Source organism: Psychroserpens mesophilus (assembly GCF_050617655.1).
GTDB lineage: Bacteria > Bacteroidota > Bacteroidia > Flavobacteriales > Flavobacteriaceae > Psychroserpens > Psychroserpens mesophilus_A.
Genome location: NZ_JBODQC010000006.1, coordinates 176,216 through 189,142 on the forward strand (window position 1 = coordinate 176,216; position 12,927 = coordinate 189,142).

The 12,927-nt window shown below is 33.0% G+C and carries 14 protein-coding genes; 6 read left to right on the forward strand and 8 right to left on the reverse strand.

Going from position 1 to position 12,927, the window contains the following annotated elements; all coding sequences use genetic code 11:
- Positions 1-2 precede the first annotated feature (2 nt).
- From mscL to ACRHNM_RS12070, 3 genes are all read right to left on the reverse strand, one after another.
- A complete protein-coding gene (gene mscL, locus ACRHNM_RS12060; protein ID WP_431136904.1) occupies positions 3-446 on the reverse strand; it encodes a large conductance mechanosensitive channel protein MscL in 444 nt (147 codons plus the stop codon).
- A gap of 104 nt (positions 447-550) precedes the next feature.
- Positions 551-3,760: a cytochrome c biogenesis protein CcsA gene (gene ccsA / locus ACRHNM_RS12065; protein ID WP_431136905.1), complete on the reverse strand. Its 3,210-nt coding sequence runs from the start codon at positions 3,758-3,760 to the stop codon at positions 551-553.
- Between the two features lie 114 nt (positions 3,761-3,874).
- A complete protein-coding gene (locus ACRHNM_RS12070) occupies positions 3,875-4,273 on the reverse strand; it encodes a group III truncated hemoglobin (protein ID WP_431136906.1) in 399 nt (132 codons plus the stop codon).
- An 86-nt stretch (positions 4,274-4,359) separates the two neighbouring features.
- On the opposite strand from ACRHNM_RS12070, the gene ACRHNM_RS12075 reads away from it, so the two are divergent.
- Genes ACRHNM_RS12075 through ACRHNM_RS12100 form a run of 6 tightly spaced genes read left to right on the forward strand, consistent with a single transcriptional unit; the run spans position 4,360 to position 8,755 of the window.
- Positions 4,360-5,118: a Rossmann-like and DUF2520 domain-containing protein gene (locus tag ACRHNM_RS12075; protein WP_431136907.1), complete on the forward strand. Its 759-nt coding sequence runs from the start codon at positions 4,360-4,362 to the stop codon at positions 5,116-5,118.
- On the forward strand, positions 5,108-5,638 hold the full coding sequence (locus tag ACRHNM_RS12080; protein WP_431136908.1) for a KdsC family phosphatase: 531 nt from the start codon (positions 5,108-5,110) through the stop codon (positions 5,636-5,638). The genes ACRHNM_RS12075 and ACRHNM_RS12080 overlap by 11 nt, the downstream gene beginning before the upstream one ends.
- A 35-nt stretch (positions 5,639-5,673) precedes the next feature.
- Entirely contained in the window at positions 5,674-6,585 is a 912-nt protein-coding gene (locus ACRHNM_RS12085; RefSeq protein ID WP_431136909.1) for a geranylgeranylglycerol-phosphate geranylgeranyltransferase, read from the forward strand.
- A 9-nt stretch (positions 6,586-6,594) separates the two neighbouring features.
- Positions 6,595-7,179, forward strand: a complete 585-nt coding sequence (locus tag ACRHNM_RS12090; protein ID WP_431136910.1) for a Maf-like protein — start codon at positions 6,595-6,597, stop codon at positions 7,177-7,179.
- 53 nt (positions 7,180-7,232) lie between these two features.
- Positions 7,233-8,168: a septum formation inhibitor Maf gene (locus ACRHNM_RS12095; RefSeq protein ID WP_431136911.1), complete on the forward strand. Its 936-nt coding sequence runs from the start codon at positions 7,233-7,235 to the stop codon at positions 8,166-8,168.
- A gap of 26 nt (positions 8,169-8,194) precedes the next feature.
- Positions 8,195-8,755, forward strand: a complete 561-nt coding sequence (locus ACRHNM_RS12100; RefSeq protein WP_431136912.1) for a mechanosensitive ion channel domain-containing protein — start codon at positions 8,195-8,197, stop codon at positions 8,753-8,755.
- 59 nt (positions 8,756-8,814) lie between these two features.
- On the opposite strand, the gene ACRHNM_RS12105 is transcribed toward ACRHNM_RS12100, so the two are convergent.
- From ACRHNM_RS12105 to dapF, 5 genes are all read right to left on the reverse strand, one after another.
- Complete coding sequence (locus ACRHNM_RS12105) at positions 8,815-9,492, reverse strand: peptidoglycan-binding protein LysM (RefSeq protein WP_431136913.1); 678 nt, start codon at positions 9,490-9,492, stop codon at positions 8,815-8,817.
- 110 nt (positions 9,493-9,602) lie between these two features.
- Entirely contained in the window at positions 9,603-10,514 is a 912-nt protein-coding gene (locus ACRHNM_RS12110; protein WP_431136914.1) for a DUF2279 domain-containing protein, read from the reverse strand.
- A gap of 2 nt (positions 10,515-10,516) precedes the next feature.
- Positions 10,517-11,560 carry an endolytic transglycosylase MltG gene (gene mltG / locus ACRHNM_RS12115; RefSeq protein WP_431136915.1) on the reverse strand — a complete coding sequence of 348 codons (1,044 nt, stop codon included), beginning with the start codon at positions 11,558-11,560 and terminating at the stop codon, positions 10,517-10,519.
- Between the two features lies 1 nt (position 11,561).
- The gene (locus ACRHNM_RS12120) at positions 11,562-12,086 is read right to left on the reverse strand and encodes a GNAT family N-acetyltransferase (RefSeq protein ID WP_431136916.1); all 525 of its coding nucleotides are present in this window, start codon (positions 12,084-12,086) and stop codon (positions 11,562-11,564) included.
- Positions 12,086-12,859 carry a diaminopimelate epimerase gene (gene dapF, locus ACRHNM_RS12125; protein ID WP_431136917.1) on the reverse strand — a complete coding sequence of 258 codons (774 nt, stop codon included), beginning with the start codon at positions 12,857-12,859 and terminating at the stop codon, positions 12,086-12,088. The genes ACRHNM_RS12120 and dapF overlap by 1 nt, the downstream gene beginning before the upstream one ends.
- Between the last annotated feature and the right edge of the window lie 68 nt (positions 12,860-12,927).

The window sequence follows — 12,927 nt, forward strand, 5'->3', positions numbered from 1 at the left end:
GATTACGGTTTATTTTTAAGTAAGTTATTTTGCTCCTCCATTAATTCGGTTAACTGTGAAAGTAACTCAATATCTTTGGGTGTTGCAACCACTTTATTCTTTGGGTCTTGAGCTTTTTTTCTTAATCTGTTCATGCCTTTTACAACTATAAACACTGTTAATCCAACAATTAAAAAGTCTAAGAATGTTTCAAATAAAATGCCATATTCAATAGCAACTTCTTGAACTGTAATTTCTCCATTAGAGTTTATAATAGCATCTCTTAGAACATACTTTTTATCTTGAAAATTGAGTCCATCTGTCATTAGCGACAATGGAGGCATAAATACTTTTTTTACCAAGACATCAATCAACTTATTGAACGCAGCTCCAATGATGATACCAATGGCCATATCCATCATATTTCCTTTAACTGCAAACTCTTTAAATTCTCTTAAAAACTTCATTCGCTCCTTTTTTGAATAGTACAAAGACAAAGGTATTTCAAATGCATTTTAAATACAATAGTATTAAAATGATTAGCTAAGAAAACATGTGACTGTTTCTATCCTTATTTTTTATAAAATTTAAGATATTTTCTGTAAGCAAGATACCCTAGAAGTGCTACAATAATTAATGTAATTGCAATATACTGGTAACTTAAAATTTGTTGTCCTGACTGATAGGAATGTAATCCTGAAAGATAAAAGTTAACACCAAAATAAGTAAAGATTATAAATGCAATTCCTATAATGGATGCAAAATTAAATGCAAAACGTCCTCTTAAACCAGGAATCAATCTCATATGGATAATAAAAGCATACGCCATAATACTAATTAAAGCCCAAGTTTCTTTAGGATCCCAACCCCAATATCTTCCCCAACTTTCATTTGCCCACATACCTCCTAAAAAGTTTCCTATGGTCAACATTACAAGACCAACAGTTAAAGACATTTCGTTTATAATTGTTAGTTCTTGAATATTAAGCAGCATTCTTTGCTTATTTTTTTCATTTGTGAAAATCATTAATAACATCACTGTTACACCTAATACCATACCCAAGGTAAACGGACCATAACTTGCAACGATAACAGCAACATGAATCATTAGCCAATAACTATCTAAAACAGGTTGAAGGTTTGCTATTGCAGGATCCATCCAGCTTAGATGTGCTACCATAAGAAGCATTGAGGTTACAAAAGCAGTTGCAGCAATCGTTAGTAAACTTTTTCTTCCGAAAGCTAATCCAAAAAACATGGTTGCCCAAGCTACATAAATCATAGACTCATAAGCATCACTCCAAGGTGCATGACCAGATATATACCAACGTGCAATAAGTCCGCCAGTATGCAGTAAAAACAAACCTAAGATGACGAAACCAAGAACTTTAACACTAAGATCCAGCATTTTATTCTTGCTTTTAAATATTTGAACTATGAGTAGTACAAACAATACGGTTCCAGCATATAAATACCACGCAAATAATTTCTTAAAAATGTCGTATTTATTATATAAAATTTCTGTTTTTATCTTATCCTGTGAGATCATCACTTCACTTCCCAATTTCTGTTGGTTCTTTTTAAAACCTTCTAAGAGTTTATTTGCTGTGGTATAGTCTCCTGTTTGCTTTGCTTTATATAACTCTGAAAGATAATACCCGAAGCTATTCTCTATAAACTTTCCGTAGATAGAATCATTTACTTTCTCCTCAAATCCTTCTCTGTATTCAATAGGAGAAATCCACGTGTTTTTTTCATCATTTGGAATAGGAAAAATCTTTAAAGAGCGACCTTCAATGGTATTAAAAAGTAAACTTATACGTTGATCTGTTTCTTTAAATTCTTTTTGAAAACCATTCGGAACCTGAGCTTTATAAGCGTCCTCTAAATAAGGTGCCAGTTTATAGTTTCCGTCTTCTTCTAAGAAATCGGTCAGTGCCACATACTTTACACTTTCATCAACACCTATAATATGTCTGATAGAGTCGCCTTTTCGCTTCGCCAAATATAGGATTGGAACGTTGTACCAAAACAACGGACTTTCCTGCATAGAGAGCATCACCTGATTTGGATCAAATTCTTCATAATGATCCATTTTACTCACTTTTCTTAAGACTTCAGAACCATAAGTATTCATTGGCATCATTCGTCCGCTATAATCCTGAATCACCAATTCTCCAAAGGCATCAGAATGCGTTTTTGGAGTGATATTAGCTCGAATTACAGAATCAATTTGAGCTTTAGTAGGTTTCGCTATTTTAATTTCACTTCTATGGTCGTGACCATCGTCAGCAGTATGTTCTTGAGAAAACCCTGTTAATCCTAAGCACAAAAATACTATAGTAATCAACTTAGATTTTTTAGCTTTTACTTTATCTAACATTCGTTTTAAATCTGCAAATCGGGTTCCTTTATCAAAAAGAATAGCCATCAAACCAAAATATAACAACATGTAGCCAAAATAAGTAATCCAAGTTCCCCATTGATCATGATTTACAGAAAGTTTAGTCCCTTTTAAATCAGGATCGAAACTTGCTTGAAAAAACCGATAACCTCTATGATCTAAAATGTGGTTCATGTAGATGTGATAATCAAATTCTCCAACTTCGTCATCAATAACCGTTATTTTACTTTCATAAGATGAAAAACTATCTTCAGTTCCTGGATACACCTCAGCAATAAAATCATTAAGTTTGATACTAAATGGTAATTCTTTAACCATTGAGCCATACTTTAATGCCACATCTAAGCCTCCAACATTTACTTGCTCAAACTGACCACTAATATATTGTCCGCCTAAAAGGTTGACGCTCTCAGTTTCTCCGTTTGCAGTGACGTTAATAACGACTCCATCTTCACTACCTCTAAGCATTTGCGAACGTTTTACTAGCTCAAAATCTCCTTTAATTACTGGTTTTGGAAACACCATTGATAAGTTAGCAATCTGGTATCTGGAACGTAAAATTAAGGGTTGTAATGAATCTTTAACTAATTGTCCTGTTGCTCTGGTTGCCATAGTCATATAGTCTCCTTCAAAAGGCGAGTCTATAAATAATTCACCATCTGTATTTGTTGTAATGTTAACAGCTCCTTTTTTTGGATTGTTAAGTGTAAAAACCAAATTATGAATGAGCTGATCTTCACCATCTTTTAAAAAGTGATTATGAGGTTCACCTCCAGAAGATTCTACAATTTTTAAATATGATGCACCATTATCATCCGGAACTACATCAATTTCAGCACCTTTTATAAACTTTTCTAATGCTATTGTTACAGGCGTTCCATTATAGTCTGTTGTAATTTCTAAATCATTATCTAATCGTTCTGAAAAATCAACGCGTTCATTAATCACTTTACGCTGTGCTTTACCATTTACTACATAATCGCCATCGATATAAGCAGTGACATAGATATCTCTTGTTAGAAAGTTATTTGTAGTTTCACCTTCTCGTATTGGCATCCAACCTTCATATCCAATATAACGTGTAATTCCAGCACCAATAAAAATAAAAATAAATGCTAAGTGCAATGTTAGTGTTGCCCATTTTTTCTTTTTATATAAACGATATCTGAAGATATTTCCAACAAAATTTATGGTAAATAACACCATAATAAGCTCAAACCACCAAGCATTATAAATCCAATATCTTGTATAAGGTGTTGGAGAAGTTTCCTGATTAGCATCTAAAAAAGTACCAGTAATCATTGCTACTGCAAATACTATAAATAAAATACCTGTAAGACGTGTAGAGAAAAGTATATTGGCAATTTTTTTTTGCATAGCTTTCGTTTGAATGATTACGTAACTTTTTTAGCTGTGCAAAGGTAACTATTTTAGTTCATTTACTTCTAACGAAACCGTTTGAAAAATGTGTTAAAAAAAGCTCAATTAAACCTATGTATGTCGCGCTTCAAAAATTTTCAAATACATAAAAGTTCCCATTTTTCGTGCTCTCCTCTTGGCATTTTCAACAACTTCACCTTCAAATAATTCATCTAATGTTTGAAACCATAAATTAAGCCAAATCCCAAAATGATGTTCAGTTATAGAATGGTTAAAGTTTTTATCGACTTTAACATGAGCCTCAAGTGGATTACCATAATATTTTTTCTCGAGCTTTTTAGTCATAAACAAACTTGTTTCCCAAAAGGTTGTAAGATGATCTAAGTGTTGTTCCCAATGTTGAATGGTATCATTAAAAAATGGACCTAAGATATCATTCTCTCTTACTTTCTTGTAAAATTCTGATACCAATAAGGCGATGTCACCTCTGTTTTGAATGTCTTGTTTCATGACTTGTAAAGTTAATTGTTTAAAAACTAAATAGGAAATCAAAACAACTTAATTTGTATGTCGTATTTCTATTGTATTTTAGCAGTATGATTTCAGTAATAATCCTAGGAGCTGGCAATGTTGCCACGCATTTATACAAAGCTTTTCAAGCATCAGATCAAGTTTCTGTGAAGCAATGGTTTAACCGAAGTTTAAAAACGATAGAACACTACAAAAACGAGGTAGAAATTACAAACGATTTGTCGAAACTTAACGAAGCTGACGTTTATATTTTAGCAGTTAGTGATGATGCTATTGCCGAGTTATCCTCACAATTACCATTTGAACATCGATTTGTAGTCCATACTTCAGGGAGCGTGAGCGCTTATGATATAGATAAGAAAAATCGTCGCGGTGTTTTTTATCCTTTACAAACGTTTTCAAAATTGGCTCCTGTAAACTTTTCTGACGTTCCTATCTGCCTGGAAACACTTGTAAAAACAGATTATAAGCTTATAAAAAAACTGGCCGTTAGCATTTCTAATCATGCCAAGCGTGTGAATAGTGACCAACGAGCTTCTTTACATTTGGCTGCTGTTTTTGTCAATAATTTTACAAATCAAATTTATCGTGTTGCTCATGAAATCACAGAGTCACAAAGCGCAGAATTTGACATGCTGAAACCTTTAATTTTAGAAACCGCAAAAAAGGTGCAACATATGTCGCCATACAAAGCACAAACTGGACCTGCAAAACGCAATGATAAGAAAACCATAAAAAAACATTTGAAAGCATTGGATAATGAGCATCACAAAGCCATTTATAAATTGCTGACTGAATCAATTAAAAAAACTCATGGAAGATAGAAGTTATAAAGAATATTTACACAACATCAACACGTTTATTTTTGATGTCGATGGTGTACTTACTGATGGTACAGTGACGATTATGACCAATGGCGATATGTTAAGACGTATGAATATTAAAGACGGTTATGCCCTTAAAACTGCTGTTGATGGTGGATTTAATATTTGTATCATTTCGGGTGGAAGCAATCTAGGCGTTCAAAAGCGTTTAGAAGGTTTAGGCATTAAAGATATTTACCTTGGAGCTCACAATAAAATAGATCAACTTAACGAATACATCAATCATAAAAATTTAAAACTGGAAAACATCTTATATATGGGAGACGACATTCCAGATGTGCCTGTTATGAAACTGGTTGGCTTACCAACTTGTCCTCAAGATGCTGTTTACGAAATCAAAGCTTTAAGCAAATATATTTCACATAAAGATGGTGGCAAAGGAGCTGTTAGAGATGTTATCGAACAAGTCATGAAAGTCCAGAACAAATGGGATGGTAATTTTGATGCTCAATACGACTAATTTTCAGAGTTTAAAACCCATAAAATCATCAAGAATTGCATATTTTAAATCTTATTCGCTACAAGAATTTAATGCTGATTATGTTGGTTCAGCTTTTAATACGATTTGCCTTATTTGAACCTTTTCAAATTGATGTAAAGTTAAATACACTTGGTTTTTCCCTTTTAATCTTAGCAACAGTTTGTATTGCCGCAGCTGGAAATATCATTAATGATATTTACGATATAGAAACAGATACAGTAAACAAACCTGATAAAGTCATAGTGGGTAAAACCATTTCAGAAAAAACAGCTTTCAATTTATTTCTAATTTTGAATATCGTTGGTGTCGGACTGGGATTTTACATCTCACACAGCGTAGGTAAAAGTACATTCTTTTCCATATTTGTGATCATCTCAGTTGCATTGTATGTGTATGCTTCTTTTTTAAAACAAACTCCAATTATTGGAAACATTGTCATTTCGTTTTTGGTTGCTATGAGCATTCTCATCGTTGGAATTTTCGATTTAATACCTGCCATTACTGAAGTTAACAGAGCAGCTCAAATTACGTTTTTTAAAATTTTAATGGACTATGCTGTGTTTGCTTTTTTAATCAATTTAGTTCGTGAAATGTTAAAAGACATTGAAGATGTCGATGGCGATTACAATGCGCAAATGAATACGCTTCCCATAGCCATTGGTCGTGAACGTGCAAAATATGTAGCATTTATAATCAGCTTAACACCTATTGCTGCTGTGATTTATTTTATAGTCACATATTTGTATAAGCAGCAAATAGCCATAGGTTATTTTCTGGTTTGTATTGTGGCGCCTTTAATTTATGCATCTCTCAAAATTTACAGTGCGATTTCAAAGAAAAATTATCATCATATTAGTACGGTTTACAAGTTTGTAATGCTTTTAGGAATGTTATCTTTGTTATTATATCCTTTTATTTTGAAGTAAATAAAATTCATGTTAAGCGAGAAACTTAAAAACTACAAGCTCATTTTAGCTTCGGGTTCTCCCAGAAGACAGCAATTTTTTAATGATTTGGGTCTTGATTTTGAAATCCGTTTAAAACCTGTTCATGAAGACTATCCAAATCGATTAAAACATTTTGAAATTAGTGATTATCTGTCGCAATTAAAAGCACTTCCGTTTAAAGACGAATTGCAACCAAATGACATTCTTATTACCAGTGATACCATTGTTTGGAATGATAATAAAGCACTCGGAAAACCTGTCAGCAAAGAGGATGCATATAACATGTTACAATCTATGAGCAATAAAACTCATGAGGTCATCACGTCTGTTTGTTTTACAACAACTTCAACTCAAAAAACTGTAAATGCCATTACAAAAGTGACTTTCAAACCACTTTCAGAAGATGAAATCAATTACTATATCGACAATTTTAAACCCTTTGATAAAGCTGGTGCTTACGGCATTCAAGAATGGATTGGTCACATTGGAATTACAAGTATTGAAGGTTCTTATTTTAACGTAGTTGGTTTGCCTACCCATTTAGTTTATAAAACGTTAAACAACATGGTTTAGTTCATATTCATTTGTATTTTTAAGGAACATTAACCCGTAATTTTAGATACAACATGCATAAGCTCAAACCCATTATTACAGTACTCGCTTTTGGGATTATAATGTCTTGCAAAGATCAAAAACCTCAACAAGCAATGCAGTTAGATACCACCTTAGAGACTGAAAAAACGAATATTAATACAAAAGATACGTTCTCTCCATCGGAAGCATTTAAATCGTATTGGTATTCTGGAAAAGCTGAAATTACATCTTACAAACTTGAACAGGCACGCTATGGTGAACTGAGAGATGGTACTGCTGTTTTGATTTATGTGACTGAAGATTTTCTTCCTGAAGAACAGGTTAAAGCTGATACTTACAGTGAGAAAAATATTTCTGTCTTAAAGTTAAATGCTACTAAGAATTTTAATACTGGTATGTATCCATATTCTATCATGCAGTCTACGTTTTACCCTTTAGATCATACTAAACATGCATTGAAAGTGACCTGCTCGGTACAGGAATGGTGCGGACAAGTTTACACACAATTAAATAACAGAAATCAATTTGAAATTACATCGCATTCTTATTTTGAAAGTGAAGGTGATCAGGATTTCAAAATAGATCAAACCATTTTAGAAAATGAATTATGGTCGCAATTGCGAATTGATCCAACATCTCTCCCAACAGGAAACATTGAGATAATTCCTTCGTTTGAATTTATCAGACTTAAACATATTGAATTGAAAGCTTATGAGGCTAAAGCTGAACTCACCAAAGGTTCATACCAAATCACATATCCTCAATTAAATAGAACACTCATCATCAATTTTAATCCTAATTTTCCTTTTAATATCTCTAGCTGGGAAGACACCTACAAAGATGGCTATGGAGAAAATGCCAAAATCTTAACCACTAAAGCAACACGACTTGAAACGATTAATTCTGCTTATTGGTCTAAAAACAGTAATGCTGATGAAGATTTAAGAGAAAGTCTTAAGTTGAACTAATTCTAACGTATCTTTGTTCACCTATAATGTATAATACATCAACAATGTTTTTTGAAACGTATCAAACGGAATTAATTACGACAGCAATAATACTTTTCTTTCTTTTTATTGTTAGAACGATAGCTCATAAAATAATCAGAAAAATTGGTAGAAAAAGCGGAATTAATGATGCGCGAATCAGCCTGATTTGTCGTTATGTTTCAGTGACTCTTGTTCTTATTGCATTACTTATTGAAGCTTTTGTTTTTGGTGCTCAATTAAGAGAACTTACTTTATTATTCTCTTCAATATTCGCTGTTATTGGTATTGGTTTATTTGCTATTTGGTCTATCTTGAGTAATATTACTTCGGGAATCATTATGTTTTTTAATTTCCCATATAAAGTTGGTGACAAAATAGAAATCCATGATAAAGATTTTCCTGTGCAAGCTATCATTGAAGACATTAGAGCTTTTCAATTGCATTTAAGGCTTGACAATGGCGATTTGGTTACTTATCCTAATAACTTAATGCTTCAGAAGGCTGTAACACTTGTAGAAAAAGATGCTATTGATGACCTTTTTGATGAAGGAGGAGATTCAGTATAACAAAAAAATCCTTGAAGCTTAAACACTTCAAGGATGTATATCTAAATATATCGTATGGCTTACAAAACAGCTTTGGCTCTTCGATCTGGTTTGATTGAAGACGTGTCATATCCAGAAAATTTCTTCATGTAATGCTTTACTGTAGAACCATAAGCATCAGAAAAATTATAATTACCATAACTTCTTAAAAACTTCTTTACAGTTCCTGGTCCAGCCAAATGTGCTGCAGCTAAAATACCAGATTCTGTGACTAGTACACCATTGATTTTCTTGCCATCAAAACGTTTTATGTCTTTTCTAAGAATCCATTTATTACGTTCTGTATTTGCTAAAAATGCTTTTTCTTGTAATTCAGGATTGTATAAGAATTGGTTCGGATTGTAAATACCGATTAATTTTAACGTTTCAGCACCAAATTGGTACTTTCCCAAATACCCTAAAGTATTCACCGTAAAATAGTTTCCTCTGGATTCCTTAAAAGCAAGAGCCTCTTTAAAACCTGTATATGACTTTCCTAAATAAGGATAGTAGGTATGATTTTTTTGAAACGGATTTGATAAGTGTGTTTCATCAGCTTCACCTTCTGAATTTAAATCATGTTGAACTGTGAAATCCAATTCTAATCCTTCAGTGGAGTACATTGCGACATCCAGAGAAGGGCTCGGTTTAAGTGCCATAAACATAACACTACAAATAGCTAGAGGGATCGCAAAATAATTACTTACTTTTTTCATCATAATAGCTAACTTTATGTAAGGTAAAAATTGTCCCCTTATTCACCTTACAATTTCAGCATGCAAATATACGTCTTTTTTTAAACTACTGAAAATTAGCTGTTAAACTGTTGTTAAAAGTAGATGTAATGGAGCTTTAACCCATTTTTATCGTTGAACTCCAAGGTTGGAAATGGTACTTTAATCATATTAAAAACGTCAAACAACGATCGCAACAACCTAGAATTTGTCTTGATTTTTGATAAATCGACGTCCAGACTTAAGTAAAATTGACGCTGTCTGTTTTGACTTATTAATAAGTTATCAACTTTTTCATTTTTTCCAGTTAGCATTCCGTCCGCTCCATAGCCTAAAGCAACGTTTAACCACTTAGGAAGTTTACTCGTTTTTACAAAAGAATTTATATTAGCACTTAACCAATAGGTTTGTCCATTATAATCTTTTAGTATTTCTTCCATAAAGCCATCTCCTAATTTATCAGGACGTTGAGAAGCATATTGAGTTTGATGAAACGAATATTTCAATAAAACCCGTTGTTCTTCCCATAATAATTCTTGTCCGATAAACAGTCCAGTTCCCACAGCATTCGCTGCCATATCAGACCATGAAAATCCCCATTCTGCGCTATAACCATCTAAAACCTCAACAGCTGTTAGGAATGTAAACCCCAAAGTTGCTCCATACAATAATTGGTCTTTCTTACGTACACCACTCCATTTCAAAACATCTGCTCCTGCCTTTCCTAACTGATAGGCTGAAAATGTATGTCCTAATTTATCCATCTGAAGCCATTCGTCTGCATCGTTTATCGTATGAAACTTTGAACGCGGAAAATCTGCGTACCACAACTGATCTAAACCTGCTAAAGTTAAACCTGCTAAAGACACTTCAGTTATTACAACAGCATTTCTACGCGATGAATTTAAGCTATCACTAGGTTTTAGAAACGTATCAAGCTTGGATTGAGCAAACGAGCAAACTGATATTAAAAGAAGAAAACTTGTATGTATCCAGCGATACTTCACTGTTATCTATTAATGCCTTGAGACGACAAATACCTTTGATATTCTCTGGCATTTACATTATGTTGTGCCAAAGTTTTAGCAAACTTATGAAAACCAGGTTTTTTAGCATTCGCAGCAAAATACAAATAAGAGTGTTTTTCAAAATTAAGCACTGCATCTATAGCTGAAATATCTGGCATTGCAATAAGTCCTGGAGGCAAACCAGCATATATATAAGTATTATATGGTGATTCTATCTCTTTATGCACATTAAGAACTCGCTTAATGATTGTGTTTTTATATTTAGGTAATTTGTAAGCCGCAAATTTTAAAGTTGGATCTGCTTGTAAAGGCATTCCTATTTTAAGTCTGTTCATATAAACACCTGCAATTCTGGGTTGTTCACTGGGTTGTTTTGATTCTTCGTAAACGATAGATGCTAAAGCCATCACTTCATCTCTTGTTAAGCCTATGGTTTTTGCTTTTGCATTTCTATCAGCATTCCAAAAGCGATTGTATTCTTTAAGCATTCGTTCTCTGAACTCCTCTCCTGAAGTATTCCAGAACACTTCATAACTATTAGGAATATACATGCCCAAGGCTGTTTTTTCTGAAAAACCACTTGATTTTAAGAACTCAGAATTAGTCATAGCTTGCAAAAGAGATAGACTGTCTGCTTCTATTTGCTGACTTACTCGTCCTGCTAATTTTTCAATAGATTCTTGATTGTTAAAGGATAGTTTAATGGGCTTATTTCCAATTCGGATGGAGTTAATGATGTCATTATTACTCATGCCTTTTTTAATAACATATCTACCTGCTTTAAGGTTTGTTGTATATTTCTTCTGTGTTGCTAAAGCATCAAATTTATCAATATCAATTAATAAAGGTTCTAACTGTTCTCTTACATCTTCATAAGATGCATTAGTTGGCACATAAATATAGGCTTTGTCGTTGTTAAAGGCTGTATTGGGCTTAAACATGGCTCCATAGACAAAATAAGCAAAATAAGCAGCGACTATTAAACCTATAAGTGCTATTGCCCAAAGTATTTTTTTGATATACATATTATTTTAAAATTCGTTGTAAGAGATATTCATTTTTAAAAGAACCATTAATGACAATCCAGTCTTTTTTAAGACCTACAATATTAAATCCATGATTCTTAAACAGTTTTAAACTTTTTTTGTTGTCTTCAGACACATTGCAATACAATTGATGTAAATCTAAATGAACAGCTGCATAAGCAATAAGCAATTCTAAAGCTTCTTTCCCATATCCTTTTTGCCTGTGAGCTTCATCTTTTATCAAAACACCAATTCCTGCTCGTTTATTTTTAAAATCAAAATCAAACAAGTCTATAAGTCCGATAGCCAAATCTTCAGTATTGCAAATCACCAAACGCAATTGTTTGACTTCATAAATATCTTTATGAGCATTTTCTAGATACTGTTTGATTAAAAATTTTGAATATGGTGTTATGGTAGAACTGATTTCCCAAACCGACTGGTCATTTTCAATCTGATAAATAAAATCTAGATCTTCAGGCTCTAAGGCACGCAAATAAATATGTTTTCCTTTCATATTAATCATTATATCTCGCCTTTAAACACCTGATCGGCAGGACCAATCAACCAAATGTTCTGGTATCCATTTTCAGCTTTTTCAAAAGACACTTTTAAAACACCTCCTTGAGTTTGTAAAGTAATTGTATGTTTTTCAGTTTCACCTATATAATGCATTGCTAAAGCTACAGCTGTTACTCCAGTGCCACAAGACAGAGTTTCATCTTCAACACCACGTTCATATGTACGAACTGAAAAATTGTCATTTGAATTTTTAAAGACAAAATTCACATTGCTGCCAACTTCATGATAAGGACGACCAAATCTGATTGCACTTCCTGCAGACTTGACATCCAGATGTTTTAAATCTGTTTCTAATTGCACATGATGAGGAGAACCTGTATCAAGAAATACGTGAGTTTTATGGTTTTCAACTGTTGACACATCTTGCATCTTCAAACTCACAATAGCATTATCAATGGTAGCTTCATGTAAACCATCAATAGCTTCAAATGTTGCCGAATCGTTAATAATTCCTAAGTGTTTTGCAAAAGCAGTAATACAACGACCTCCATTTCCACACATTGAACTTTCATTTCCATCGGCATTGTAATACACCATTCTAAAATCTGCTGTATCATGATGCTCTAAAAGAATCAAACCATCGGCTCCAATGCCAAAACGTCTGTCACATAAAAAAGCAATGTGTTTGGTATCATTTTTGTCGAAAATGTTCTGACGATTATCAATCATCACAAAATCGTTTCCTGTTCCTTGATATTTATAAAAAGTCAATTGCATATGGATGCAAATATAGGAATAAAGACTCGATAATTTTGGTGTTAAATGAGCGTTAAAACTGACGTTAA

What these genes read in the sequence shown, in the direction of transcription:
- mscL (WP_431136904.1), bottom strand. Translation starts at nt 446, where the DNA reads ATGAAGTTTTTAAGAGAATTTAAAGAGTTTGCAGTTAAAGGAAATATG.
- ccsA (WP_431136905.1), bottom strand. Translation starts at nt 3,760, where the DNA reads ATGCAAAAAAAAATTGCCAATATACTTTTCTCTACACGTCTTACAGGT.
- ACRHNM_RS12070 (WP_431136906.1), bottom strand. Translation starts at nt 4,273, where the DNA reads ATGAAACAAGACATTCAAAACAGAGGTGACATCGCCTTATTGGTATCA.
- ACRHNM_RS12075 (WP_431136907.1), top strand. Translation starts at nt 4,360, where the DNA reads ATGATTTCAGTAATAATCCTAGGAGCTGGCAATGTTGCCACGCATTTA.
- ACRHNM_RS12080 (WP_431136908.1), top strand. Translation starts at nt 5,108, where the DNA reads ATGGAAGATAGAAGTTATAAAGAATATTTACACAACATCAACACGTTT.
- ACRHNM_RS12090 (WP_431136910.1), top strand. Translation starts at nt 6,595, where the DNA reads ATGTTAAGCGAGAAACTTAAAAACTACAAGCTCATTTTAGCTTCGGGT.
- ACRHNM_RS12095 (WP_431136911.1), top strand. Translation starts at nt 7,233, where the DNA reads ATGCATAAGCTCAAACCCATTATTACAGTACTCGCTTTTGGGATTATA.
- ACRHNM_RS12100 (WP_431136912.1), top strand. Translation starts at nt 8,195, where the DNA reads ATGTATAATACATCAACAATGTTTTTTGAAACGTATCAAACGGAATTA.
- ACRHNM_RS12105 (WP_431136913.1), bottom strand. Translation starts at nt 9,492, where the DNA reads ATGATGAAAAAAGTAAGTAATTATTTTGCGATCCCTCTAGCTATTTGT.
- mltG (WP_431136915.1), bottom strand. Translation starts at nt 11,560, where the DNA reads ATGTATATCAAAAAAATACTTTGGGCAATAGCACTTATAGGTTTAATA.
- ACRHNM_RS12120 (WP_431136916.1), bottom strand. Translation starts at nt 12,086, where the DNA reads ATGATTAATATGAAAGGAAAACATATTTATTTGCGTGCCTTAGAGCCT.
- dapF (WP_431136917.1), bottom strand. Translation starts at nt 12,859, where the DNA reads ATGCAATTGACTTTTTATAAATATCAAGGAACAGGAAACGATTTTGTG.